Below are 22251 nucleotides of genomic sequence, written 5' to 3'. Positions count from 1 at the left end.
TTCTAATTGCAGCGGCGTTAAAAGAATGACCGATCGCCTCGCTCGATAATCGCGATGATAGAAAATACGTTTGTAATAGCCGATGCATCCGCTTTATTGGGACGTTTGTTTGGCGCATCTCCCCCCCAAGCAGGGTAGGGAATCGCGCCTTATTTCGGGAGATTCACTTACAGAATACGTGGCGTGAGCATAGCCCGTTCTTTTCGCCCGTCGCAAGCATATTTTTCTAATTACATGCTGCAGCCGCGTAATCGAGTAATAGATGCAATTTCAATGCTTGTATCAAGCGACGCGGAATTTGCCATCCTCGTTCGGAGGCGATAATCTGTGCGGGCTTGACTTTCGCGTCGCCAGGTGTGAAATGTAGTCAGATGGCGGCTTTCGATGCACGGTGATCTACGTTACGGGTGAGCTATGCCTTCAGGAAAGTACCTCGGCGATAAAGCAGTCAGTCCGTCGTTTTCATGTCTTTGTGACAAGTCTCAAGCGCAGTATGCCAACCGCCGTATCAGTGCCGATCTGTCGCGGCGCGGCTTCGTCACCGGTCTCGCCGCTTCGATGCTGAGCCTGGTTCTGCCCGGTCTTGGCAATGCTCAAACCACCCAACCGCCAGCACCGCCGGACAAGCCGGTGCTGTTCACGAACTTCCGCTTGTTCGATGGCAAATCGTCGACGTTGCGTGACGGTCTCTATATAGTTGTCGAGGGTGACAGCATCAGCCAGTTGGGTCGGGGTCAACCGGCTTCGATCGACGGCAAAACGCTCGTCGATTGCGGTGGCAAGGTGATGATGCCCGGCATGATCGACATGCACTGGCACGCGCTGCTCGCGGCAGTGCCGATTCAGGTCATCCTTCAATCCGACATTGCTTTCGTCCATCTTGCGGCAAGCGCTGAAGCCGAACGTACGCTACTGCGCGGCTTCACAACGATACGCGACGCGGGCGGCCCGTCATTCGCGCTGAAGCAGGCAATCGATAGCGGCATGATTTCCGGGCCGCGAATCTATCCGTCCGGCGCGATGATCACGACCACCGGCGGTCACGGCGATTTTCGTGCGCTGAGCGATCTGCCGCGCGCCGGCAACCAGGTCACCCAACTGGAACGGGACGGTGGCTTCGCGATCGCCGACAGCGAAGACGAAGTCCGCTTGCGGGTGCGCGAGCAGTTCATTCAGGGCGCGACGCAGATCAAGCTGGTCGGAGCCGGTGGGGTATCGACGCCGCGCAGCCCGCTCGACATGCTCACGTTTACCGAAAAGCAGTTGCGCGCGGCCGTCGAAACAGCGGCCGACTGGGGCACCTATATCCTCTCGCATGCGTACACGTCCGAAGCGGTTCAGCGCTCCGTTGCGGCAGGCGTGCAGTGCATCGAGCACGGTCATCTGATGGACGACAGGACTGCGGCGTTGATGGCGAAGAACGGCACGTGGTTGAGCACGCAGCCGTTCGTCAACGAAGACGACGCGGGTCCGCTCGCCCCACCGATCCGCGAAAAATTTCTTCAGGTGATCGCGGGCACCGACAGGGTTTTCAAACTCGCGCGCAAGCATGGCATCAAGGTCGCGTTCGGCACGGACCTGATCTTTTCGCAGGCCGTGGCCGCACGGCAAGGCACGATGCTCACGCATATGAAGGCGTGGTATAGCGCAGCCGAAGCATTGGGCATCGCAACGGGCACCAATGGCCAGCTACTCGCGCTGTCCGGGCACCGCAATCCGTACCCGCGCAAGCTCGGTGTACTCGAGGAGGGTGCGTACGCCGATCTGCTGCTCGTCGACGGCAATCCGCTCGAGAATCTCGACCTGATCGCGAACCCGGAGAAGAACCTGCGCATCGTGATGAAGGATGGAAAGTTCTACAAGAACACGCTGAAAGCGTAATCAATAATTCAGGCGGGCGCGCAACCTGGCGCGCCCGCATTCGCTACACCGTCACACTATTTAGCCGTGCCCCTGCAGACGGATGTCGCGCGACGATGCGCCGACGTACACCGAGCTGCCCGGCACATAGAGCCAACGGTTGCTCGTCGTATCCCACACGCTCTGCATGCGCTGCGTCACGACAACGTGCACACGACGCGATTCGCCCGGGTTCAGACCCACCTTGTCCCAGCCGACGAGACGCCGCGGCGGTTCACCCTGATACGGCACGCCGAGGTACACCTGCGGCACTTCCGCACCGGCGACGCGACCATCGTTACGCACGTCGAACGACACGTCGATCAGGCCGCCCGGCAGATGCTGAACCGACAGACCCGAGTATGCGAAGTGCGTGTACGACAGGCCATAGCCAAACTCGAACATCGGCGTGATGTTCTGCGAGTCGTACCAGCGATAGCCCATATCGAGCTTCTCGGCGTACACCGGGTTCGCCGCAAACGCGCCATTCGTGCCCCACGTCGGCGTATCCTGGTCGCGCACCGGGAACGTGACGGGCAGCTTGCCGGAAGGATTGACCTTGCCGAACAGCACGTTCGCAATCGCATTGCCGCCGCCTTCGCCCGGATACCATGCTTCGATGATCGCCGACACGCTATCCTTCCACGGCATCAGCACCGGGTTGCCGCTTTCGACGACGACGATCGTGTGCGGATTGGCCGCCGCAACCGCTTCGACGAGTGCATCCTGGTTGGTCGGATTCGCGAGGCCGAGGCTCGGCAGATCGCCGATATCCTCACCGGCCGGCTGCGCGACCACGACGATCGCGACGTCGGAGTTGGCCGCCAGCGTGGCCGCCTGGGTGATCTGCTGCTGCGTGTAGGCGGCAAACGGCGACTGCTGATCGCTGTTGCCGGCGAAGGTCACGGTGGCCTGCGGCGCGAGCGCCTTGATCGCCGACACGATCGGCGTGTTCAGCTTCAGCCACGGGTTGGTCCACCAGCTGCAGCCCGTCTCCGTGCCGAACGTCAAGCCGCCGCAACCGGCGAACGCGCCCGTCACCGGATCGCGCGTGTTGCCTGAACCGCCGCCCGTCAGCACCGCCGCGTCAGCATGGCCGCCGATCACCGCGATACGCGACAGCGAACCAGCGGCGAGCGGCAACTGATTGCTGGCGTTCTTCAGCAGTACCATCGACTGCTCTTCGACCGACTGCGTGAAGGCTCTCGCGGCCGAGAAGTCGATGGTCGCGCCACCCTTCGGCGGATCGTCCATCACGCCCGTGCGGATCATCACATACAGCTTGCGCTCGACCATGTCGTCGAGGCGCGCGGTCGACACCGAGCCGTTCGCGATCGCCTGTTTGACCAGCGTGGGCGTCAGATAGACGGTCGAACCGACGTCTTCCTCCTCGTCGAGACCCGCATTGATCGCCGGTGCCGTGCTATGCGTCGCGCCCCAGTCCGACTGCACCTGACCTTCGAAGTGCCAGTCGTTCTTCAGCACGTCGTTGAGAATGTGCGGGTTCTCGCAGGCCTGGATGCCGTTGACCTCGTTGTAGCTGCACATCACGCTGCCGGGCTGCGCGCGGCGCGCGGCGATTTCGAACGGCAGCAGATAGAGCTCGCGCATCGTGCGCTCGTCGATCTGGCTGTTACCGCCGCCGCGGTTATGTTCCTGCTCGTTGCCCATGTAGTGCTTGATCGTCGCGATGACCTTCTGGCTTTGCGTGCCGTCGGTGCGCTCGGCGAGCATCTCGCCGGCAAGCACCGGATCTTCGCCGAGATACTCGAAGAGCCGGCCGCCGCGTGGCTCACGCGCGAGGTTGGTGCCACCGCCGAGCCCCATGCCGAAGCCCTGCTGACGCAACTGGATCGCGATCTGCTTGCCGAAGTTCCACGACAGCGCGCGGTCCCAGCTCGCCGCTACCGCGAGCGTCGCCGGGAAGGTCGTCGATGGCTGGTTGGTGCTGCCCGAACCCGTGGCCGAGTCGACCATGTTCAGGTCGGGAATGCCGAGACGCGGCACGCCCTGAATGTAGCCCGCGCCGCCGCCCGGCACGGCGGACATCGCGTACTGCGAGTGAATGAACTGCAGCTTTTCGTCGATCGTCATCTCGTTGACGAGCGTCTCCGCGCGCCGATGCGCCGCGGCCGACGAGAACGCGTTCAGCACCGTCGACATGGGCGCGAAGTCGAGACCAGGAGTGCGGATGTCCGCGTGCGCAGCGGCGTGCGCAGCGGCGCTCACGGCCGCCGCTATCGCGACGGCCGGCCATAGTTTCTTCTGCATAGGTGTCTCTCCGAAATTGTGCTTTTCTGGGGCAACGGAGCGCGTCGGGGGATGGAAAACGGACGCGAAAACAGGCATGCAGCGATGACTGCAAACGTTTGCCTGTGGGAAGAAGAATCGGCGCAACTGGATGGGCTGTAGCGACTCTTCGTGGTGAGTAATGTAAGAATGTAGTCTGACTACAGCATCGGTATTTATACCAATACGTGTAATTTTATGCGTAATGGGGCGTAAGGCTTTTCCGACACAGGCTAATTGAAAGTTAGCGAATCAAAGCGAATAAAGAGTCGGCAATTTTGTGCGGGTTTTTATTCAAATTGGTGAGTGGGCATTTGCGCATTGACAACAAAAAAGCCACTGTCTAGTTTACTGGAACCTGCATCCCTTAAACTGGATTACATGGACATCAACGCCCAGATCGCGCGCCGGATCAAAGAACTGCGCGACGCTCAAAATTGGTCGCTCGATGCACTGGCCGAGCGCAGCAAAGTCAGCCGCTCGAATATCTCGCTGATCGAGCGCGCTCAGAGCAGCCCTACCGCGACCGTGCTCGACAAACTCGCGACCGCGTTGAACGTGCCGCTCGCGTCGCTATTCGAGCAGGATGGCGCGCCGGCTGCCGAGCCATCGCCGGTCAGTCGCGCGACCGAGCAGGCGGTGTGGACCGATCCGAGCTCGGGGTATGTGCGACGTCATCTGTCGCCGACCGCGCGCTCGGCGATCCAGTTGGTCGAGGTCAACTTTCCCGCCGGTCAGCGCGTCAGTTACGAAACCGGCGCGCGCGACGCGGACATTCATCAACAGGTGTGGATGCTCGACGGGTCGATGGAAATCACGGTCGGCGACACCAGCTGGCGGCTCAAGACCGGTGACTGCCTGGCAATGCGGCTCGACAGCCCGATCGTGTTCCGTAACCCCACTCGCAAACGCGCGCGCTATCTCGTCGCGCTGACCACATCGCCAGTCAACGAACGGAGAAATGGATGAGCGATAACGTGACCATACGGCGCGTCGGCGCGAACGAAGCTTCGGCCTGCGTCGAAGCGCTCGCCGACGTGCTGATCGACTGCGTGGAAGGCGGAGCATCGGTCAGCTTCATGCTGCCGATCTCGCGTAACACGGCGCTCGCGTTCTGGCGCAACGTCGTGGAGAGCGTCGCGCGTGGCGAGCGCGTAGTGCTGATCGCCGAAGATCACAGCGGCGATATCGTGGGCACCGTGCAGCTGATTACCGCGCAACCCGAAAATCAGCCACATCGCGCCGACGTAGCGAAGATGCTCGTGCACAGAAAAGCACGCCGGCGCGGCGTCGCGCACGCCCTGATGAGCGAACTCGATCGCATTGCGCGAGAAGAGAGAAAGTCGGTTCTCGTGCTCGACACCGTAACCGGTGGCGATGCCGAGCGACTCTATCAGCGCGCCGGCTGGCAACGCGTCGGCAGCGTACCGAATTACGCGCTGATGCCCGACGGCGCGTTTTGCGCGACGACGTTCTATTGCAAGCAACTTTGACCCGCATCAGCGCTCATTCGCTTACTGCGACTGACGCGACCTCGCGTCCCAATCGCTGCACGCGAATCAGCGGCACAAGAGACACGGCGAGGCATGCGAGCACCATTGCCGCGCTCACCGCGAGCAACGCGTGGTCGATGGCCTGCACGAGCGCGACGCGCGCCGCGGCGATCAGCGCGTCGCCGTCGAACCCTGCCGCGTGGGCATCGCGAATGAAGGTCGCGACGTCGCGAGACGTCAGCAGTACTTGCGGGCTGTGCGCGGCTGGCGCAACCCACGGCGCGTCCGTATCGATACCGTGCCCTTGCAAAACCTCGGCCACCCGTTGGCGATACAGCACGTGCACGATTGTGCCGATCACGGCCGTTCCAATCATGCCGCCCACCATCCGCGCGGACTGGATCATAGCGGTCGCAATGCCAAGCTGACGCTTGCCCGCCACCTGCTGCGCAAACACGGTCAGATTCGGCATCACGAGACCGATCCCGACGCCGCCCGCAGTCAATGCGGCCATCAACGCATGACCGGTCTCCATGCGTTCGGCCGCGACGCCCCAACACGCCACGCCCAGCAACGCGAAGCCGACGTACAGCAGCACGTTGGGCTTACGCAGACGCGTGACGACGCGCGTATTCGCGATCGTGCCGACGGTGATGCATAGCACGAGCGGCGTCACCATCACGCCGGCGCGATCCGCGTTGAGACCCATGCCGCCTTGCAGCAGCAACGGCACATAGAACAGCAGCGCGAACATCGCCAAGCCCATCAGCATCGACAACGCGAGCAACGCGATGATGGCCCGCTCGCGCAGCAACGCCGGCGGCAGAATCGGATCGGCCGCGCGCAGTTCCTCGCGCACGAGCAGCGCGCCCGCGCTCAATGCCACCACGCCGAACGCGATCGTCGAAACCTTCAGCGTCTGCTGCGCGAGCGATTCGACGAGCAGTTGCAACGCACCGAGTCCGGCTGCGATCAACAATGCGCCGCGCCAGTCCGGGCTCAGCTTGCCGCGCAGTTGATGGCGAATGTTCGGTAGATGTCGGGCAGTCAGATAAAGACTGAGCACGCCGACCGGAAGGTTGACGAGAAACGCGGAGCGCCAGCCGTAGTGCTCGCTCAGAAAGCCGCCCAGCGAAGGCCCTACCGCATTCGCGACGCCGAACGCGCTCGAAAACAGCACCTGCCAGCGCAGACGCACGACGGGATCGGGAAACAGATCGGGAATCGACGCGAAGCAGGTGCCCACCAGCATGCCGCCACCGATCCCTTGCAACGCGCGAAACAGCACCAGCGCCTGCATGCTGTGCGCGGCACCGCACAGCACCGACGCGGCCGTGAACACGACGATCGCGATCACGATCAACGGCTTGCGTCCGAACCAGTCACCGAGCCGCCCGAAGATCGGCACCGTGATGACCGAGGCGAGCAGATACGCAGTCGCGACCCACGCATAGAGATTAAAGCCTTTCAGCTCGGCGACGATGGTAGGCAACGCGGTGCCGACCACGGTCTGATCGATCGCGACCATCATCACGACGCTCGACAAGCCAAGCATCGCAAAGAGCGACTGACGGAACGAGCGGGCCGTGTTGGGCGGCGATGTGCCGTGCGGTATGGCGCCGGGTGGCGTGCCGTTGCTCATCGGCGTTCAGGCGCGCTGTGCGGCCGCTTCGCGAGCGACATGCTTGCGCCACGCGAGCCCGGCGAGCGCAACGTCCTGCAAGCCGATGCCGACCGCCTTGTAGACGACGATGTCCTCGGACCGCACGCGTGCGCTGGCGCGCCCTTCCAGCACGTCGCCGAGTTCGACTACGTTGCGCCAGTCGAACGTGCCGGGCGCGGCCTGCACCAGGTCGCCGGCCTCTTCCCTTGCCTGTTCATGCAGTTCAACCACGATGCGCGACGCGCGCGCGAGCGTCGTGTCGTCGAGCTCGCGCGTGTAGGGCAGGCTCGACCCGATGGCCGCGACCATCGCACCGGGCGCAAGCGTCGCGCCATCGAACAGCGCACCGGTCGCGCGCGTCGCGGTGACGATCACGTCGGCATCACGCACCGCCTCGGCGGCTTCGCCTGCGGTGGCCTTCACGCCGCGCGCACGGTGACGCGCGTTGAGTTCGTCGACGACCTGCTCCACGTTCTCTAGGCCGACGATTCTGAACGACTGCAAACCGGTATGCGCGGCGAGCGCCTGCGCATGCGCGCGCCCCTGCACGCCGGTGCCGAAAATCGCGACAGTGCGCGCATCGTCGCGCGCGAGCGCCCGCACCGCGAGCACCGTGGTCGCGGCCGTGCGGATTCGCGTGAGCGCGTTCGCGTCGAGCGTGGCGAGCGGGCGGCCGTCGTCGGTTGAAAACAGCACGATCGAGAACGAGAAGCGGCCGTTGATCGTCGTGTACACCTTCGCGCCGGTCACGCCAGCTTCGGGCAACACGGCGCCGAGCGTCGATAGCTTCACGCCGCCCGCTTCGGTGCGCACGCGCCGCTGCACCGCCGCGCGTCCCCGCGACAGTGCGCGAAACGCCTGCTCGAGCGTCGGGATCGCTTCGTCGAAACCCACGAGCGCATCGATCTGCGCGTCGTTCAGATGAATCATGGAGAATGCTTCCTTGTGCGAATCTGATGACTGGATGGCGCGCGTGCCGCGCGCTACACGAGCGCCGCTGCGGCGTGCTGGAACGTAAAGCTGTCCGAGTACAGATGATCGACGCTCGCGCCCTTCGCGATGAAAGCGGCCTTCGCCTCGGCGATCATCGCGGGCGAGCCGCACAGATAGACCGCGTGCTCCGACAGGTCCGCATGGTCCTCGCACACCGCACGCTGCACATAGCCGCGCCGCCCGCTCCATGCTGTGTCCGCGCGCGACAACACCGGCACATAGCGGAACTCGTAGAGACGCTCCGCCCAGCGGCCGATTTCGTCATGCAGATACAGGCCGTCGGCCGTTCTCGCGCCCCAGTACAGCGTGACGGGCGGGCAATCGGGATCGTCCATCAGCGATTCGAGCATCGCTTTCACCGGCGCCAGGCCGGTGCCGGTCGCGACCATCAGCAACGGACGATAGTCCTCTTCGTGCAGTCGGAATCCGCCGAGCGGCAGTTCCACGTCGAGGCGGTCGCCCGGTTTGAGCTGCGCCACCACACGATCGGTGAACCGGCCGCCCGCGATCTTCCGCACATGAAAGTCGACGAGGCCGCCCGCGCGCGCGGCGGATGCCATCGAGAAGCTGCGATGACTACCGTCTTCGAGCATCACGTTCATGTACTGACCGGGCCGGTAAATCATTTCGGCATCCTCTGGAAGCGCGAGCGTGAGGTGCGTGACGTCGTGCGCCAGCAAGCGTACCGCCTCGACGCGCACCGTATGACGCGCCGGCTCCGATGTCGGCGCACCGGTTTGGCCCGCGCCGATCACAATGTCGCTGCGCGGCCGCGCCTGACACGCGAGCGCAAATCCCGCCTGCGCCTCCTCCTCGGTGAGTCCGAGCGGAAACTCCTCGTAGTCGAGCGTGCCCTCGTGCACTTTCACGCGGCACGTGCCGCAACCGCCGAACTGACAATCGTGCGCAAGCGGCACGTCCGCGCGTAGCGCGGCGGCGAGCAGCGATTCGTCGCGCTCGGCGCTGAAGCACGCTCCTGTTTCGAGCACCTGAATCCGGTATGACATGACGCCACCTCATGACGATGCGATGCGAACGACAGGACCGCCGGCATGCACAGGCGGCCCGTGGCGTCATTTCTTGATGTCGGCTTCCACGAGCACGCTATGCCCCTGCGCCGCGAGCAGATCGTGCAGCCCCTGCAAAGCGGCGAGGCCGCACTGCGTGTCCTGCTCGCCGTTGCCGCCGCTCAGGCCCACACCACCCACCACCTGGCCATCGACGACAACAGGAAAGCCGCCGACGAATGCCGCGAACTTACCCTCGAAGCTCCATTGAATGCCGAACGCTTCGTTGCCCGGCAACGCGGGACCGTTGGGCGGCTGGGTGAACAGATGCGTCGAGCGCTTGTGGCCGGCTGCCGTGAACGCCTTGTTCCACGCAATCTGCGGCCCAGTGATGCGCGCGCCGTCCATCCGTTCGAGCGCGAGCGGATAGCCGCCCTCGTCGACGATGCATACCGATTCGAGCACGTCGATCTGCTGCGCCCGGCCGATGGCCGCGCGGATCATTTCGCGCGCTTCGGCCAGTTCCAGGCGAAATATCTGTTTCATTGCAACCCCCTCATGGTTGATTGATTCATTGATTCGGAAAGCTGATCTCGCCGCGCTCAGATGCCGCGATAGACCGTCTTGATCTGCGTATAGAACTCGAGACCGCCACGCCCCGATTCGCGAAACGTCGACGTGCTCGAACGCTTGAGCCCCCCGAACGGCGCGTTGATCGCGTTGCCCGTCGTCGTTCGGTTGATCTTCACGGTGCCCGCCTCGATGTCGTCCGCGAAGCGATGCATGTGGCGTGGATTCGACGTGACGATCGCGGCGCAGAGCCCATACTCGGTGTCGTTCGCCTTCGCGATCGCGTCCTCGTAGCTGGTCACGGTGACGATCGCGATCACCGGCCCAAAGATTTCTTCGCGGCAGATACGCATGTCCTGCGTCACGTCGGTGAAGATCGCCGGCGTGACGTAATAGCCGTGCTCGTAATCGGGACCGCTCAGGCGCTCGCCGCCGTACAGATGCGTGGCCTGTGCCTTGCCGGAGGCCACGTAGTCGAGCACGGTGTCGAGTTGCGTCCGGGTCGCGAGCGGGCCGATGTCCATGCCGGGCGTGAGGCCGCTGCCGATCTTGAGCGTCTTCACTTTAGCGAGCAGTTTCTCGCTGAACGCATCGCGCACGCTCTGCATGACCAGCACGCGGCTCGTGCCGGTGCAGGCCTGGCCCGTCAGCGAGAAGCCACCCTTGATCGTCAGGTCGACGGCGCGGTCGAGATCCGCGTCGTCCATCACGATCAGCGGGTTCTTGCCGCCGAGTTCCATCTGCGTGCGCGTGGTCAGCGGTAGGGAGCGATGAATCTGTTCGCCAGCGGCGGTCGAACCGGTGAACGACACGGCCCTGACGACCGGCGACGCGGTAATGACGGAGCCGATTTCCGACGCGCGTCCCGTGATGAAGTTCAGTACACCCGATGGAATGCCCGCCTGCGCGAATGCTTCGGCGAGCCGGTAGCCGATCAGCGGCGCATCCGACGACGGTTTGAAGATCACCGTATTACCGGCGATCAGCGCCGGCGCGATCTTGCGCGCCGGGATCGAGATCGGAAAATTCCACGGTGTAATCACGGCGACGACGCCGAGGGGTTCGCGCTGCGTGTGGACGGTCATGTCGGGATCGTCGCTCGGGAACGTCTCGCCGGCATACGACTGACCTTCCACCGCATAGAAACGCAGCACCTGCGCCGAGCGCAGAATTTCGTCCCTGCTCTGCGCGAGCGGCTTGCCTTCTTCGCGCGTGAGTTCGTTCGCGAATCCGTCCGCATGCTGTTCGAGCCACGCCGCCGCGCGATTGAGAACGGCCGCGCGCTGCGCGACCGGCGTGCGCCGCCACGCGGCGAACGCGCCAGCCGCCGCGGCCAGCGCGGCGCGCGCGTCCTCGGCCGAAGACGCCTGGAAGCGGCCGACGATGTCGCGCGTATCGGCGGGATTCACGTTGTCGAACGTGCCGCCGCTCACGCTGGCGGTCCACTCGCCCGCGATGAGATTCTTGAACTCTGGTGTTGCCGGATTGCTCATGACGGATACCTGTGCTGTTGCCGCAATGGCCGGCGCCATGCCGGCCGGCTGGCTCGCGGCGATGCCAACGGAAGACGGCGCCGCGTTGCGCGCGCCGCCGCGGGTTCAACTCGCGAGTTCGAGTTCGGGCAGCGCCAGGTCCTGCTCGACGTAGTCGTAATAGAGCGCGGTCGTATAAAGCAGACGCATCTGCGCGCCGATCTCGCAGATCTTCAGGCAGCGTTGCTGCAACTCGGGCGTGTCGGCATGTTCGAGCACGATCTGATAGCCGCGCTCGCCATGAATCTCGTCCGACACGATGTGCAGATCGAAGAACTCCACTTCCTCGTCGGTGAACTGGTATTTGTCGCGCAGCGTCGGCGTCTGCTTGCGATAGATCGACGGCACCTGCGATTCCAGACCCACGACGAGCGCCGCGACCGCGACGATCGGGTCCTCGCGCATCGCCACCGAATAACACCATGCCTGCAGGCCTCGCGTGGTCGGCGACATGTTGTCGGGATCTATCACGCGCTCGCGCGTCGTGCCGCACGCTTCGGCGAAACGGATCAGCAGATCGGTATGACGGTCACCGCCGATTTCCTCTTCGTACATGTTGGCGAGCAGAAAGTCCTTAGCCTCGGTGAAGCGGTCCGGCGTGCGCGCATAGATGTAGGCCAGATAGTCGGCGAACGGGCCCACGTAGTGATAGTGGTTCTCGGCCCAGCGCGCGAGATGCGCGCGGCTCAGCTTGCCGCTCGCCCACGCGATGCTGAACGGCGCCTTGTTCGCACTCTTGCCTTTGATGGCGTCCTCGAGCGCGGCGCGGAAGTCATCACGGTTCATCAATTCAGCCATTTCAAGCTCCTGACAGGTAGGGAAAAGGTTGGCGTTGTCGAAAGCCCGAATGCCGTCGGGCACGGAAGGAACAGTTGAGCTAGTGTAGCCTCCTTAATGCATACTGTATACCGCAATGTCTGAATTGCGCGATCCGTTCTTGGAAGAGCGCTCCGTCTACGCGCCGCTTCATTGCGGCCTCACCGCGGAAAGCCTTAAGAAAACTGGAACTAATGCGCGCCAACCGCCGCTGTCTTCGGCCCTCGCCGGGGCCCGCCTGGCAGTAGACGGTATACTATATCCTTTTTTTCAACTAGACTAGATCCGAGCGAATCACGGAGAGCGTTATGCCAACAGTGGTATTTCACAAAAATGGCGCGACCCATCAGGGCGAGGTCAAGGAGAACACCAACCTCGTCGTGCGCGCCGGCATCAGGCAATTCCCGTTTCCGCATCTGCGCTACGAATGCGGCATGGGCAAGTGCTCGAAGTGCGCGTGCCGCGTGATGTCCGGCGCGCAGCATCTGCCCGAGCCCAACTGGAAGGAAAAAAAACAGCTCGGCGAGCGGCTTGCGCAGGGTTATCGCCTCGCGTGCCAACTATGGATCGAGCACGACATCGAACTCGCGCAGGACGATCTGGAGCAGGCAGCATGAATACGCGCTCCGCAGCGGCCGGCACGCACGTGATTCTGACGAGCAAGCCCGGCCAGTACCGCACCGAGGCGACCGAAGGCATCGTGCCGCTCGCCACCTTCGACTACCTCTACGGCGGCCGGCATATCGCCACGTTCGTCATCGCCGCGCTCATGAAAGAAACGAAGATCAGGGTGATCGACGAAGCCACACCGTCGGCGGTCAATCTCGTTCCCACCAGGTTCCTCGAAAAATTCGCGACGCCTGAAGCCGCGCTCGAGTCGCTGCGGCAGCTCGCGGGCCACGGCAACGGCGCCGCGCAACTGACCCCGCGCTAGTTGCCGCGCCGTTTCATCCCCTCCTCTCCGAACCCAATACGTAAGCTTCCGAATGATCCAGATTACTTTCCTCAGCAACGACAACAAGTCGGTCAGCGCGCCGCCCAACAGCAATCTGCTGCGCGTCTCGCTGCGCGAAAAAGGCGGCATTCCGTTCAAATGCGGCGGCGGCTTGTGCGGCACCTGCAAATGCAAGGTCGAACACGGCATCGAACATACCGATAGCGTGAAGGACAAGGAAAAACGCCATCTGAGCGAAGACGAAATCAAAGCTGGCTATCGGATGGCCTGTCAGACTTTCGTCAATGGCAATGTCAGCGTGTCATGGTGAGTTAGCAACACAACGTAGTGAGTCAAACTGGGACGCCGGCTTCGATGCACTGAAGCCGGCGTTTTTGCTTGTCGTTGCGAGGCGTAAAACGTAGGCCGCAACTCGCGGGCAAAGCGCGCCGACAATCAAACCGCCAAGGCCTTGCGCATCGGCAAACCAACGCGCAAGGCCCGGCAAAAACCGCGCGGACGACACACGCGTCCCGCCCCTCCCATCACCAGATCAGAATCGCCACCAACGTCGACACCACCAGGCCGGACACCACCGGCAGCAACAGATAGCGCACCGCCTGCAACACCGGCACACGCGCGAAGCTCGCCACCGCCGCGAGCGCCGACCATGCGGTCAGCGTCTTGCCGGTCCACACCGAACCCATCTGGCCGATCGCCGCGAGCGTCGACACGTCGAAGCCCACCGTGCGGCCGAGCGCGCCCGCCAGCGCGCCGGTCAACGGCAAACCGGCGAAGCCCGAGCCGTCGATGCCCGTCACCATGCCGGCCAGCAGAATGCCGTACGAGACGAAGAACGCGTTGTGCGGAATGTAGACCTCGCCCGCTTTCACGAGATCGGCAAGCAGGCCGGGGGCATGGGTACCGGCGGGCAAGCCGAGGATCGGCGCCGCAGTGCCGGCCACGCCGATGAAGAAGAAGCCCGCAATCGGCAGCACCGAGCTCATCGCGCGAAACGAAAACACTAAACCCTCGGTGACGTGCTCGGCCGTGCTGCGGCACATCGCGCGATAGTCGCGCGCAGCGGCTACCGCCACCATCAGCAACGCGGAGACGCCGCCGACGAGCGCCGCGGCCGCTGCACCGCTCGCGCCCTTGAAGCCGGGGATCAGATGCGGCAACACCATGTAGACGACGATCGCGAGAAAGGCGACGGGGATCACGATCGCGAAGCAGCGGGACCAGCGCTCCTGCCACGGCGTCAACAGGTCGCGCGACGACAACAACAACGCCCGCGAGCCGCTCGCACCGCTGACCTGGCCGCCGTCGCCGACCGACGCATGCTGCGGTTTGCCGCGCCGGATGCGCGCGCGACTCGTGCCGGCCGCCGGCGTGACAACGGCATTCGCCGTGACCTGGGTCGCTTCCCAGCGTTCGAGATGGCGCGCATCGGGCGCCTGGATCTGCTTGCGGATACGCAGATAGGCGATCAGGAACGCGATGCCGCCCGTGATCAGCGACAGCAGCAGCGCCTTGTCGGCAACGTCCGGCATCGCGACCGCGGCCGCTTTCGCGCTGATGCCCGGCGCGACCTTGATCACGTAATCCGACGACAAGGCCGTGCCGAGTCCCGCGATGCCGATGCACAACGCCGCGCCCAGCGGCGGCACGCCCGCGTAAATCGCGGCCGGCAGCAGAATGCCGGCGATCAACGGCACGGCCGGCGTCGGCCAGAAGAACAGCGACAACACGTAGCTCACGAAGCCGAGCACGAAGAAGCCGACGTGCCCGTTGACCATGACCGCGCGAAACGGCTGGACCATGCGCACATCCGCGTTGATCCGTTTCAGCGCGTTGAGCAACGCGGTCATCAGCGAAATCACGAGGAAGATATTGAACAGCTCGCGCGCCGCCGTAAGCGGCGCGAAGAACACCGCTTCGATCGCGGTCGACACCTGGCCGGAAAACGCGAAGACGGTGGCGAAGGTCGCGAGAATCGCGGGCGCGACGACGTTGGCGCGAAACACCAGCGTCGTGATGATAGAGACGACACCACACAGATAAACCCAGTGCGCCGACGTTAGAACGACGTGAGATTCCATTGCTTCTCCTGACTGCGCGGACCTGCGAGCGTGGGTGGATGCGGCGGGTTTGAGATAATCACCCGGTATACTATGTACCAAATAAAACCGGATCAACGGCTGTTTGCTTGGCGTTTACCCGCATTCGCCGGAAATCCCGCCTTTCCCGGTAGCCACGAGGAAGCGGGGCGCGTGCTTCAATGCCCCGCCAGACAAGGCCGAGCCGGCTATTTCCGTATAAGGTCTACAGTATTCGTGACGTGCACTGAGGTAAAATCGCCTGCATCACACGCCATCAGCAACACAGGTTGGAGATCCTTATGAACACTGAAGCGGACACGACCGCGGCAAGCGGTGCACAGGGGCAATCGAGCGCGCCGATCATGCATCAGCAGCTGTCGCATCTCGTCACCGCGCGGCTGCGCGAAGCAATCGTCTCGGGCACGTACGCGCCCGGCGAGCGGCTGGTCGAAGGACGCATCGCCCAGGAGCTCGACGTCTCGCGCGTGCCGGTACGCGAAGCGCTGCGCGCGCTCGCCTCGGAAGGCCTCGTCGAAGTGCGGCCGCGGCACGGCGCGGTGGTCGCGTCGCTGCAGCCGTCGGCGGCACGCGAAATGATCCAGATCCGCGCGACGCTCGAGGGACTCAACGCCCGGCTCGCCGCCGAACATCGAACGCCCGAGCTGGTCGGCCAGATCGAACAGGTGCTCGCCGAAGGCAAGGCAAAAGTCGACGCCGGCGAGACGGCCGACCTGCTCGAACTCAACGCGCGTTTTCACGACCTGCTCTACGCGGCCGGGGCCAATACGATTCTGAGCGACCTGATGCGCTCGTTGCGCGACCGCACGCGCATGCTGTTCACGAACGCGAGCGATGCGGAAGTCCGCCAGACCTGGGACGAACACGCCGCGATCCTGCGCGCGGTGCAGTCGGGCGATGCGACGCTGTCGGCGCTGCTCGCCGAGCGGCATGTGATGCGCGCCGCCCAGCACTATCTGGCGAACAATGCGCGTTGAAACGGCCTTTGAAACGCGCGGCATAGGAAGCGAGGCGCGGCACCCGCCACCGCGCTCGCTTTACGCCACCCGATAATTTCGTCGACTACGCTGCAAGCCACTTGACAGGCTGAATTTGGCGATAGACGGTATACAACATACCGCCCATCAATCGCCCTCTCAGGCCTTTCATGACACCAAGCTCCTCCCCACCCGCCGCCAGTCAGGCGGCGCGCTACCGTTACGCCACTGTCCAGCAGGCCGCGCACGACATGCGCGCCGGCGAGATCGACGCCGTCTCGCTCGTCGCCGCGTGCGAAGCCGCATTCGAGGCCGACAACGGCCTGCTGAACGCGGTCGTCGTATCCGATTTCGACGCCGCCTACGCCACCGCCGAAGCACGCGACGAGGAACGGCGCGCGGGGCGGCTGCGCGGCCCCTTGCACGGCATTCCATTTACGATCAAGGAATCTTTCGACGTTCGCGGCTGGCCGACGACCCTTGGCGACCCCGCGCATCGCGAGAACATCGCGAGTGCCAATGCGGACGTCGTGCAACGCCTGCTCGACGCGGGCGCGGTGCTGCTCGGCAAGACCAACGTGCCGATCTATCTGCGCGACTGGCAAAGCTATAACGACCTCTACGGCACGACCCGCAATCCGCGCGATCCGTCCCGCACGCCGGGCGGTTCGTCGGGTGGCAGCGCGGCGGCCGTCTGCGCGGGCATGTCATTCTTCGACGTCGGCTCGGATGTCGGCTCGTCGATCCGCAACCCCGCGCATTTCTGCGGCGTCTTCTCGCACAAGACCACGCATGGCATCGTGTCGCTGAAAGGCCATGGCATCGGCGGCGGCATGGCGCAGCCCGACATCAACGTCGCGGGTCCGCTCGCGCGCTCGGCGCGCGACCTCGAACTCGTGCTCGGCGCGATCGCCGGTCCGGCCGGCGAAGCCGCGAGCGCGCTGCGGCTCGCACTGCCACCCTGCGAGCGCACGGACCTGCGTGAATTCCGCTTTGGCGTACTGACCAATCATCCGCTCGCCGACGTCGACGGCCCGGTAGAGGCGTGCCTCACGCGTCTTGGCCGGCAGCTCGAAGACGCCGGTGCGACGGTGGTCTGGGACGCGCGCCCCGCGCTCGACGCCGCGCAACTGATGCGCGCCTACGTGCTGCTGCTGCGCGCGTCGACCTCGCACTATCTCGACGACGACGCCTTCGCCGCCGCGCTCACAGCAAGCGCCGCCGTGCCCGCCGACGCGTCGTCGTACGCCGCCTTGCAATACGCGGGCACCGCGTTGCGTCACCGCGACTGGCTGCTGCTGCAAAAGCAGCGTGACGCGTTTTGCGAAGCATGGCGCGAGCTGTTCGGCACGATCGACGTGCTGCTGTGCCCCGCCGCCGCGACCGCCGCCTTCACGCTCGACGAAACCGGGGCGCCGTGGCAGCGCACGCTCGACGTCAACGGCCGCCCGCAGCCGATGACGACCCAGCTGTTCTGGGCCGGCCACTCGGGTCTGTGCGGCCTGCCATCGACGGTGGCCCGCGCCGGCACGACCGCGGACGGCCTGCCGATCGGCGTGCAGATCGTCGCGCCGCTCTATCACGACCTGCGTTCGCTGCGGGTGGCCGCGCTGCTCGAGCAGGCGGGACTGTCGTTCGTCGCGCCACCGCTATAACACCCACTCGCATTCTCGAGGCGCCAGCCGCTACCTCATCCTCGCCCGGAGTCCTCCATCATGGTCTGGTTCGAATCGCTGTCGAAGAACGAGAAGAAAGCCTTTGCGGGCGCGTTCATGGGTCATGCCGTCGATGTGTACGACTTCATGATCTACTCGTTCCTGATCCCCGTGCTCGCCGCGACCTGGCACATGAACAAGGCCGTCGCGGGCAGCATCGTCACCTACACGCTGATCGCGTCGCTCGTCGGTGCGATCGGCGCGGGCCTGCTCGCCGACCGCTTCGGGCGCGTGCGCATTCTGCGCTGGACCATCGTGCTATTCGCGCTCGCGTGCTTCGCGTGCGGCTTCGCCAACTCGCCACTACAGCTCGTGCTGTTTCGCATGCTGCAGGGGCTCGGCTTCGGTGGCGAATCGTCGCTATGCATGGTGCTCGTGACCGAGATCATCAGGAATCCCGCGCATCGCGGCAAATTCTCCGGCTTCGCGGCGAGCAGTTATTCGTTTGGCTGGGCCGCCGCGGCGATCGTCTATAGCGTGCTGTTTTCGTGGCTGCCGGCGGAGTGGGCGTGGCGCGGCTGCTTTTTTATCGGCATCGTGCCGGCGCTGCTGGTTGTGTATCTTCGGCGCGATCTGAAGGAGCCCGAAGCGTTCTCGCGCGCGCTCGGAAAACAGCACTCGCCCGCCGCGTTGGAAGGACTACGCCGTGTCTGCGCGCGGCCGCTCGCCGGCAAGACGATCCTGTGCAGTCTGCTGTCGGGCGGCATGCTCGGCAGCTACTATGCGATCGCGACGTGGATGCCGACCTATCTGAAGCTCGAACGCGGCCTGTCGATCTTCGGCACGAGCGCCTATCTCGCGATCATGATCCTCGGCTCGTTCGTGGGCTACGTGCTCGGTGCGTATTCGTCGGACCGCATCGGCCGACGCCTCACGTATATCGTGTTCGCGGCGGGCGCGTTTTCCATGGCGCTCGCCTATATGGCGATTCCCGCGTCGAACGGCGCGATGCTCGTGCTCGGCTTTCTGCTCGGCGTGCTGATGCAGGGAACGTTCTCGGGCATCGCCGCGACGATCTCGGAGAGCTACCCGAACGAAATCCGCGCGACCGGCTACGGCGTCGCCTACAACATGGGGCGCGTCATCGGCTCGCTGTTCCCGCTTGGCGTGGGCTGGCTCAGCACCGGTCATATGGCGCTCGACTCCGCGATTCCGCTGGTCGCGGGCGTCGGTTATCTGTGCGTGATCGTCACCGCGTGGATTCTGCCCGAGACCAACGGCATCAGCCTCGATTCGCTCGGCGGCGAGCAGACCGATTCAAGCGCTTCGATCGAACCGATGGGTGTCGCCGCCCGCGTGGCCCAATCCGGCTCCGGGCGCGACGCTCGCTAACACTTCCCCTGTCTCGCACCAGGGCGGCGTCCGCGCAAGTATTTGAAAATTTCAACTACTTGCCTATAATGCCTGCACTGCGTATGACGCGGACAGCGGAGCAAATTCTTGTATTCGGACTTCCTGACCTTCAGGCTCGATCTGACCAGCGCGTTGCTGATCAACCGCGCGAACCTGGTCTACCGCGAGCGCTGGGATCTCGACGTGCGTGCGCTGCGCGTGCTGCGCCTCGTCTGCGCGGAGCCCGACATCACGCCCAAATCCGTTTCACAGCGCGCGCTGATCGAAAAAACGCTGCTTTCCAAAGTCCTCGCCGAGCTTGAAACGCGCGGCCTGATCACGCGCAACATGCATGCGTCGGACCGCCGCAGTATCGCGTTGCGTGCCACGGCGCACGGCCTCGAAGTCGCGCAGGCGTCCGAAGCGGTGGGCACCGAACTCGAGGTCGAGCTCGCGAAGGCGCTCAGCCAGAACGAACGTAAGACGCTCGAACGTCTGCTCGGCAAGCTTTCACACAGCCTGCTCGAAAGCGAGTCCGCAAGCGCGCCGCCTGCGCGATCCTGACAGACGGTCCGCATTTGCCGCCTTCCTTCCCTGGCGTTCATGGCAACAAGGAGCCCTCCATGTCGAAGCTGATCGAAACGATGTCGAGCGCGATCGACGCGCTGCTGCCTGAACTCGAAGCGATCTACAAAGACCTGCACGCGCACCCCGAACTGTCGATGCAGGAGGTGCGCACCGCGGGCATCGTCGCGGACTACGTGGAAAAGCTCGGTTACGAGGTGACGCGCAACGTCGGCGTGACGGGCGTCGTTGCGTTGCTGCGCAACGGCGACGGTCCCACCGTGATGCTGCGCGCCGACATGGACGCGCTGCCGATGGCCGAAGCGACCGGCCTGCCCTATGCGAGCACGGTGAGGGCGAAAGACGAAGACGGGCTCGAAGTCGGCGTCGCGCATTCGTGCGGCCACGACATGCACGTCACATGGCTGCTCGGCGTCGCGCGTCTGATGGCAGGGCATCGCGACGCATGGCGCGGCACGCTGATGGCCGTGTTCCAGCCCGGTGAGGAAGTCGGCCGCGGCGCGCGCAGCATGCTCGACGACGGCATGACCACGCGCTTTCCGAAGCCCGACGTGATTCTCGGCCAGCACGTGATGGTCGGCGCGGCGGGCTCGGTCGGCTATCGCAGCGGCACGATCCTGTCGGCCGGCGACAGCATCAAGATCAAGCTGTTCGGGCGCGGCGCGCACGGCTCGCAGCCGCAGACGTCGATCGATCCCGTGATCATGGCAGCGTCGACGACCTTGCGTCTGCAAACCATCGTGTCGCGCGAAATCGCGCCGAGCGACAGCGCCGTGCTGACCATCGGTTCGCTGCAAGCCGGCACGAAAGAGAACATCATCCCCGACGACGCGACGCTGAAGCTCAACATGCGCACTTACGACGATGACGTGCGCGAGTACATGCTCGGCGCGATTCGCCGCATCTGCTGCGCCGAATGCGTGGCGTCGAACGCGCCGCGCGAGCCAGAATTCACGACACTATCGAGCTACCCGCTGACGATCAACGACGCGGTCACGACCGAGCGTGTGCGCAACGCGTTCGAGGCGCAGTTCGGCGAGCGCGCGTACGAATCGCCGCCGGCCGCCGCAAGCGAAGACTTCAGCGTGTTCGGCCGCGAATGGAACGTGCCGTACTCGTTCTGGTTCGTCGGCGGCACCGAGCCCGAAGTGTTCCGCCAGGCGCTCGCCGCGAAAAAACTCAACGAAATTCCGAGCAATCACTCGCCGAAATTCGCACCCGTGCTCGACCCGACCCTGCGCACGGGCCTCGAAGCCATGCTGTGCGCGGCCGGTGCCTGGCTCGATCAACACGAAACCACTCAGTGAATTCACACGCCGTCTACACCATTCTCGACCTGATCGGCACCTTCGTGTTCGCGATCAGCGGCGCGGTGGCCGCGCGTCAACGACGGCTCGACCTGCTCGGCATCGTCGTGATCGCCTTCATGGTCGCGTGCGGCGGCGGCATCGTGCGCGACCTGTGCATCGGCGCGATCCCGCCTGCGGGGCTGTCGAACTGGCGCTATCTGGCGACCGCGCTCGCCGCGTCGGCCGTGACGATTCTCGCGTATCCGCAGGTGCGCCGGCTGCGCCAGCCGGTGCTGTTCTTCGATGCGATCGGGCTCGGTCTGTTCGCGGTGTCGGGCGCGCAGAAAGCGCTCACGTATGGCCACAATGCCGAACTCGCGATTCTGCTCGGCATCGTCAGCGCGGTCGGTGGCGGCGTGATGCGCGACGTCGTGCTCTCGCGCGTACCCGCGATTCTCGAACGCGAGATCTATGCGTCGGCCGCGCTGTTAGGCGCGGCGGTGCAAGTCGGTTTTTCGTACGCGGGTTGGACGGACTGGTGGACGCCGTGGTTCGCGACATTGGCTTGCGTGTTGGCGCGGCTCGCGTCACTGCGCTATGGCTGGCGGCTGCCGATCTTCCAAGGCAGACGCACGGCCGAGACACGCGACAACTCATAACGAGCCCTTCGCGCTTCAGCTCGCGGTTTGCGGAATCGGCACCGCCGCCGCGCCACGTTGTCTCGTGCGTTCCACCGGCTCTCTCCGTTCATTCCCCATGTCGATCCGCTCGCGACGAAGTGCGTGGTCATGTGCCACCCGCCATGCTCGGCGGCAGATCGCGATAGATATGAATCATCGCGGGCCCCATCAGCACGACGAACAGCGCCGGAAAAATGCAGAACATCAACGGAAACAGCAACTTCAGCGCGATCTTCGCGGCCCGCTCCTCGGCGCGCATCCGGCGGCGCGCGCGCAGCGTATCGGACAGCTTGCGGGCGGGCCGCCCGCGCTCGGCATCGCGCTAGTCGTGTGCGTGGTGCCGCCGCTCACGTTCGT

General features: G+C 64.4%; 20 protein-coding genes and 1 pseudogene. 12 read left to right on the top strand and 9 right to left on the bottom strand.

The features are described 5' to 3' along the window. The first annotated feature begins 414 nt into the window (after positions 1-414). Entirely contained in the window at positions 415-1881 is a 1467-nt protein-coding gene (locus HWY30_RS13095) for a metal-dependent hydrolase family protein (RefSeq protein ID WP_244144897.1), read from the top strand. A gap of 60 nt (positions 1882-1941) precedes the next feature. Here HWY30_RS13095 and HWY30_RS13090 read toward each other — a convergent pair whose 3' ends face one another. Then, entirely contained in the window at positions 1942-4170 is a 2229-nt protein-coding gene (locus HWY30_RS13090) for a beta-glucosidase family protein (RefSeq protein ID WP_090807602.1), read from the bottom strand. A 399-nt stretch (positions 4171-4569) separates the two neighbouring features. Between HWY30_RS13090 and HWY30_RS13085 the strand changes: the two genes are divergently transcribed. Both HWY30_RS13085 and HWY30_RS13080 read left to right on the top strand, forming a co-directional pair. Then, positions 4570-5157: a helix-turn-helix domain-containing protein gene (locus HWY30_RS13085; RefSeq protein ID WP_090807603.1), complete on the top strand. Its 588-nt coding sequence runs from the start codon at positions 4570-4572 to the stop codon at positions 5155-5157. Further along, positions 5154-5681, top strand: coding sequence for a GNAT family N-acetyltransferase (locus tag HWY30_RS13080; RefSeq protein ID WP_090807604.1), 528 nt, complete (start codon positions 5154-5156; stop codon positions 5679-5681). Before HWY30_RS13085 ends, HWY30_RS13080 begins: the two co-directional genes overlap by 4 nt. A gap of 13 nt (positions 5682-5694) precedes the next feature. Here the strand turns inward: HWY30_RS13080 and HWY30_RS13075 are convergent, their stop codons facing one another. The 6 genes from HWY30_RS13075 to HWY30_RS13050 all read right to left on the bottom strand — a co-directional run bounded on the left by HWY30_RS13075 (position 5695) and on the right by HWY30_RS13050 (position 12244). Further along, positions 5695-7323: an MFS transporter gene (locus HWY30_RS13075; RefSeq protein ID WP_244144896.1), complete on the bottom strand. Its 1629-nt coding sequence runs from the start codon at positions 7321-7323 to the stop codon at positions 5695-5697. Between the two features lie 6 nt (positions 7324-7329). Next, positions 7330-8274, bottom strand: coding sequence for an ornithine cyclodeaminase family protein (locus HWY30_RS13070; protein WP_090807605.1), 945 nt, complete (start codon positions 8272-8274; stop codon positions 7330-7332). A 53-nt stretch (positions 8275-8327) separates the two neighbouring features. Continuing rightward, on the bottom strand, positions 8328-9344 hold the full coding sequence (locus HWY30_RS13065; RefSeq protein WP_090807606.1) for a 2Fe-2S iron-sulfur cluster-binding protein: 1017 nt from the start codon (positions 9342-9344) through the stop codon (positions 8328-8330). A gap of 66 nt (positions 9345-9410) precedes the next feature. Then, a complete protein-coding gene (locus tag HWY30_RS13060; RefSeq protein ID WP_090807607.1) occupies positions 9411-9890 on the bottom strand; it encodes a GlcG/HbpS family heme-binding protein in 480 nt (159 codons plus the stop codon). A gap of 56 nt (positions 9891-9946) precedes the next feature. After that, complete coding sequence (locus HWY30_RS13055; protein ID WP_090810261.1) at positions 9947-11407, bottom strand: aldehyde dehydrogenase family protein; 1461 nt, start codon at positions 11405-11407, stop codon at positions 9947-9949. A 105-nt stretch (positions 11408-11512) separates the two neighbouring features. Then, a complete protein-coding gene (locus tag HWY30_RS13050) occupies positions 11513-12244 on the bottom strand; it encodes an iron-containing redox enzyme family protein (RefSeq protein ID WP_090807609.1) in 732 nt (243 codons plus the stop codon). Between the two features lie 326 nt (positions 12245-12570). Here HWY30_RS13050 and HWY30_RS13045 point away from each other — a divergent pair, with 326 nt between their 5' ends. Genes HWY30_RS13045 through HWY30_RS13035 form a run of 3 tightly spaced genes read left to right on the top strand, consistent with a single transcriptional unit; the run spans position 12571 to position 13527 of the window. Continuing rightward, the gene (locus HWY30_RS13045; RefSeq protein ID WP_090807611.1) at positions 12571-12879 is read left to right on the top strand and encodes a 2Fe-2S iron-sulfur cluster-binding protein; all 309 of its coding nucleotides are present in this window, start codon (positions 12571-12573) and stop codon (positions 12877-12879) included. Beyond that, positions 12876-13196 carry a hypothetical protein gene (locus HWY30_RS13040; RefSeq protein WP_090807613.1) on the top strand — a complete coding sequence of 107 codons (321 nt, stop codon included), beginning with the start codon at positions 12876-12878 and terminating at the stop codon, positions 13194-13196. The genes HWY30_RS13045 and HWY30_RS13040 overlap by 4 nt, the downstream gene beginning before the upstream one ends. A gap of 52 nt (positions 13197-13248) precedes the next feature. Continuing rightward, positions 13249-13527 (top strand): 2Fe-2S iron-sulfur cluster-binding protein, encoded by a 279-nt coding sequence (locus HWY30_RS13035; RefSeq protein WP_090807615.1) that lies wholly within the window; start codon positions 13249-13251, stop codon positions 13525-13527. A 214-nt stretch (positions 13528-13741) separates the two neighbouring features. On the opposite strand, the gene HWY30_RS13030 is transcribed toward HWY30_RS13035, so the two are convergent. Beyond that, the gene (locus tag HWY30_RS13030; protein WP_090807617.1) at positions 13742-15298 is read right to left on the bottom strand and encodes a hypothetical protein; all 1557 of its coding nucleotides are present in this window, start codon (positions 15296-15298) and stop codon (positions 13742-13744) included. Positions 15299-15597: 299 nt separating this feature from the next. On the opposite strand from HWY30_RS13030, the gene HWY30_RS13025 reads away from it, so the two are divergent. The 6 genes from HWY30_RS13025 (at position 15598) to HWY30_RS13000 (ending at position 21873) form a co-directional block, all read left to right on the top strand. Continuing rightward, a complete protein-coding gene (locus HWY30_RS13025; protein ID WP_090807619.1) occupies positions 15598-16293 on the top strand; it encodes a GntR family transcriptional regulator in 696 nt (231 codons plus the stop codon). A gap of 170 nt (positions 16294-16463) precedes the next feature. Continuing rightward, positions 16464-17948, top strand: a complete 1485-nt coding sequence (locus HWY30_RS13020; RefSeq protein ID WP_090807621.1) for an amidase — start codon at positions 16464-16466, stop codon at positions 17946-17948. A 57-nt stretch (positions 17949-18005) separates the two neighbouring features. Then, complete coding sequence (locus tag HWY30_RS13015) at positions 18006-19340, top strand: MFS transporter (RefSeq protein WP_090807623.1); 1335 nt, start codon at positions 18006-18008, stop codon at positions 19338-19340. A 108-nt stretch (positions 19341-19448) separates the two neighbouring features. Then, positions 19449-19904, top strand: a complete 456-nt coding sequence (locus HWY30_RS13010) for a MarR family winged helix-turn-helix transcriptional regulator (RefSeq protein ID WP_090807625.1) — start codon at positions 19449-19451, stop codon at positions 19902-19904. Positions 19905-19963: 59 nt separating this feature from the next. Then, positions 19964-21232: a M20 family metallopeptidase gene (locus tag HWY30_RS13005; RefSeq protein WP_090807627.1), complete on the top strand. Its 1269-nt coding sequence runs from the start codon at positions 19964-19966 to the stop codon at positions 21230-21232. Then, the gene (locus tag HWY30_RS13000; RefSeq protein WP_090807629.1) at positions 21229-21873 is read left to right on the top strand and encodes a trimeric intracellular cation channel family protein; all 645 of its coding nucleotides are present in this window, start codon (positions 21229-21231) and stop codon (positions 21871-21873) included. Before HWY30_RS13005 ends, HWY30_RS13000 begins: the two co-directional genes overlap by 4 nt. Before the next feature lie 127 nt (positions 21874-22000). On the opposite strand, the pseudogene HWY30_RS12995 reads toward HWY30_RS13000, so the two are convergent. After that, a pseudogene (locus HWY30_RS12995) lies at positions 22001-22201 on the bottom strand (type II secretion system F family protein); the annotation flags it as partial. Between the last annotated feature and the right edge of the window lie 50 nt (positions 22202-22251).

Origin of the sequence: Paraburkholderia tuberum STM678, from assembly GCF_902833905.1 — a bacterium.
Lineage (GTDB): Bacteria > Pseudomonadota > Gammaproteobacteria > Burkholderiales > Burkholderiaceae > Paraburkholderia > Paraburkholderia tuberum.
Note: the sequence above shows the minus strand (reverse complement) of the source record. Positions and strands in the feature narration are given on the sequence as shown.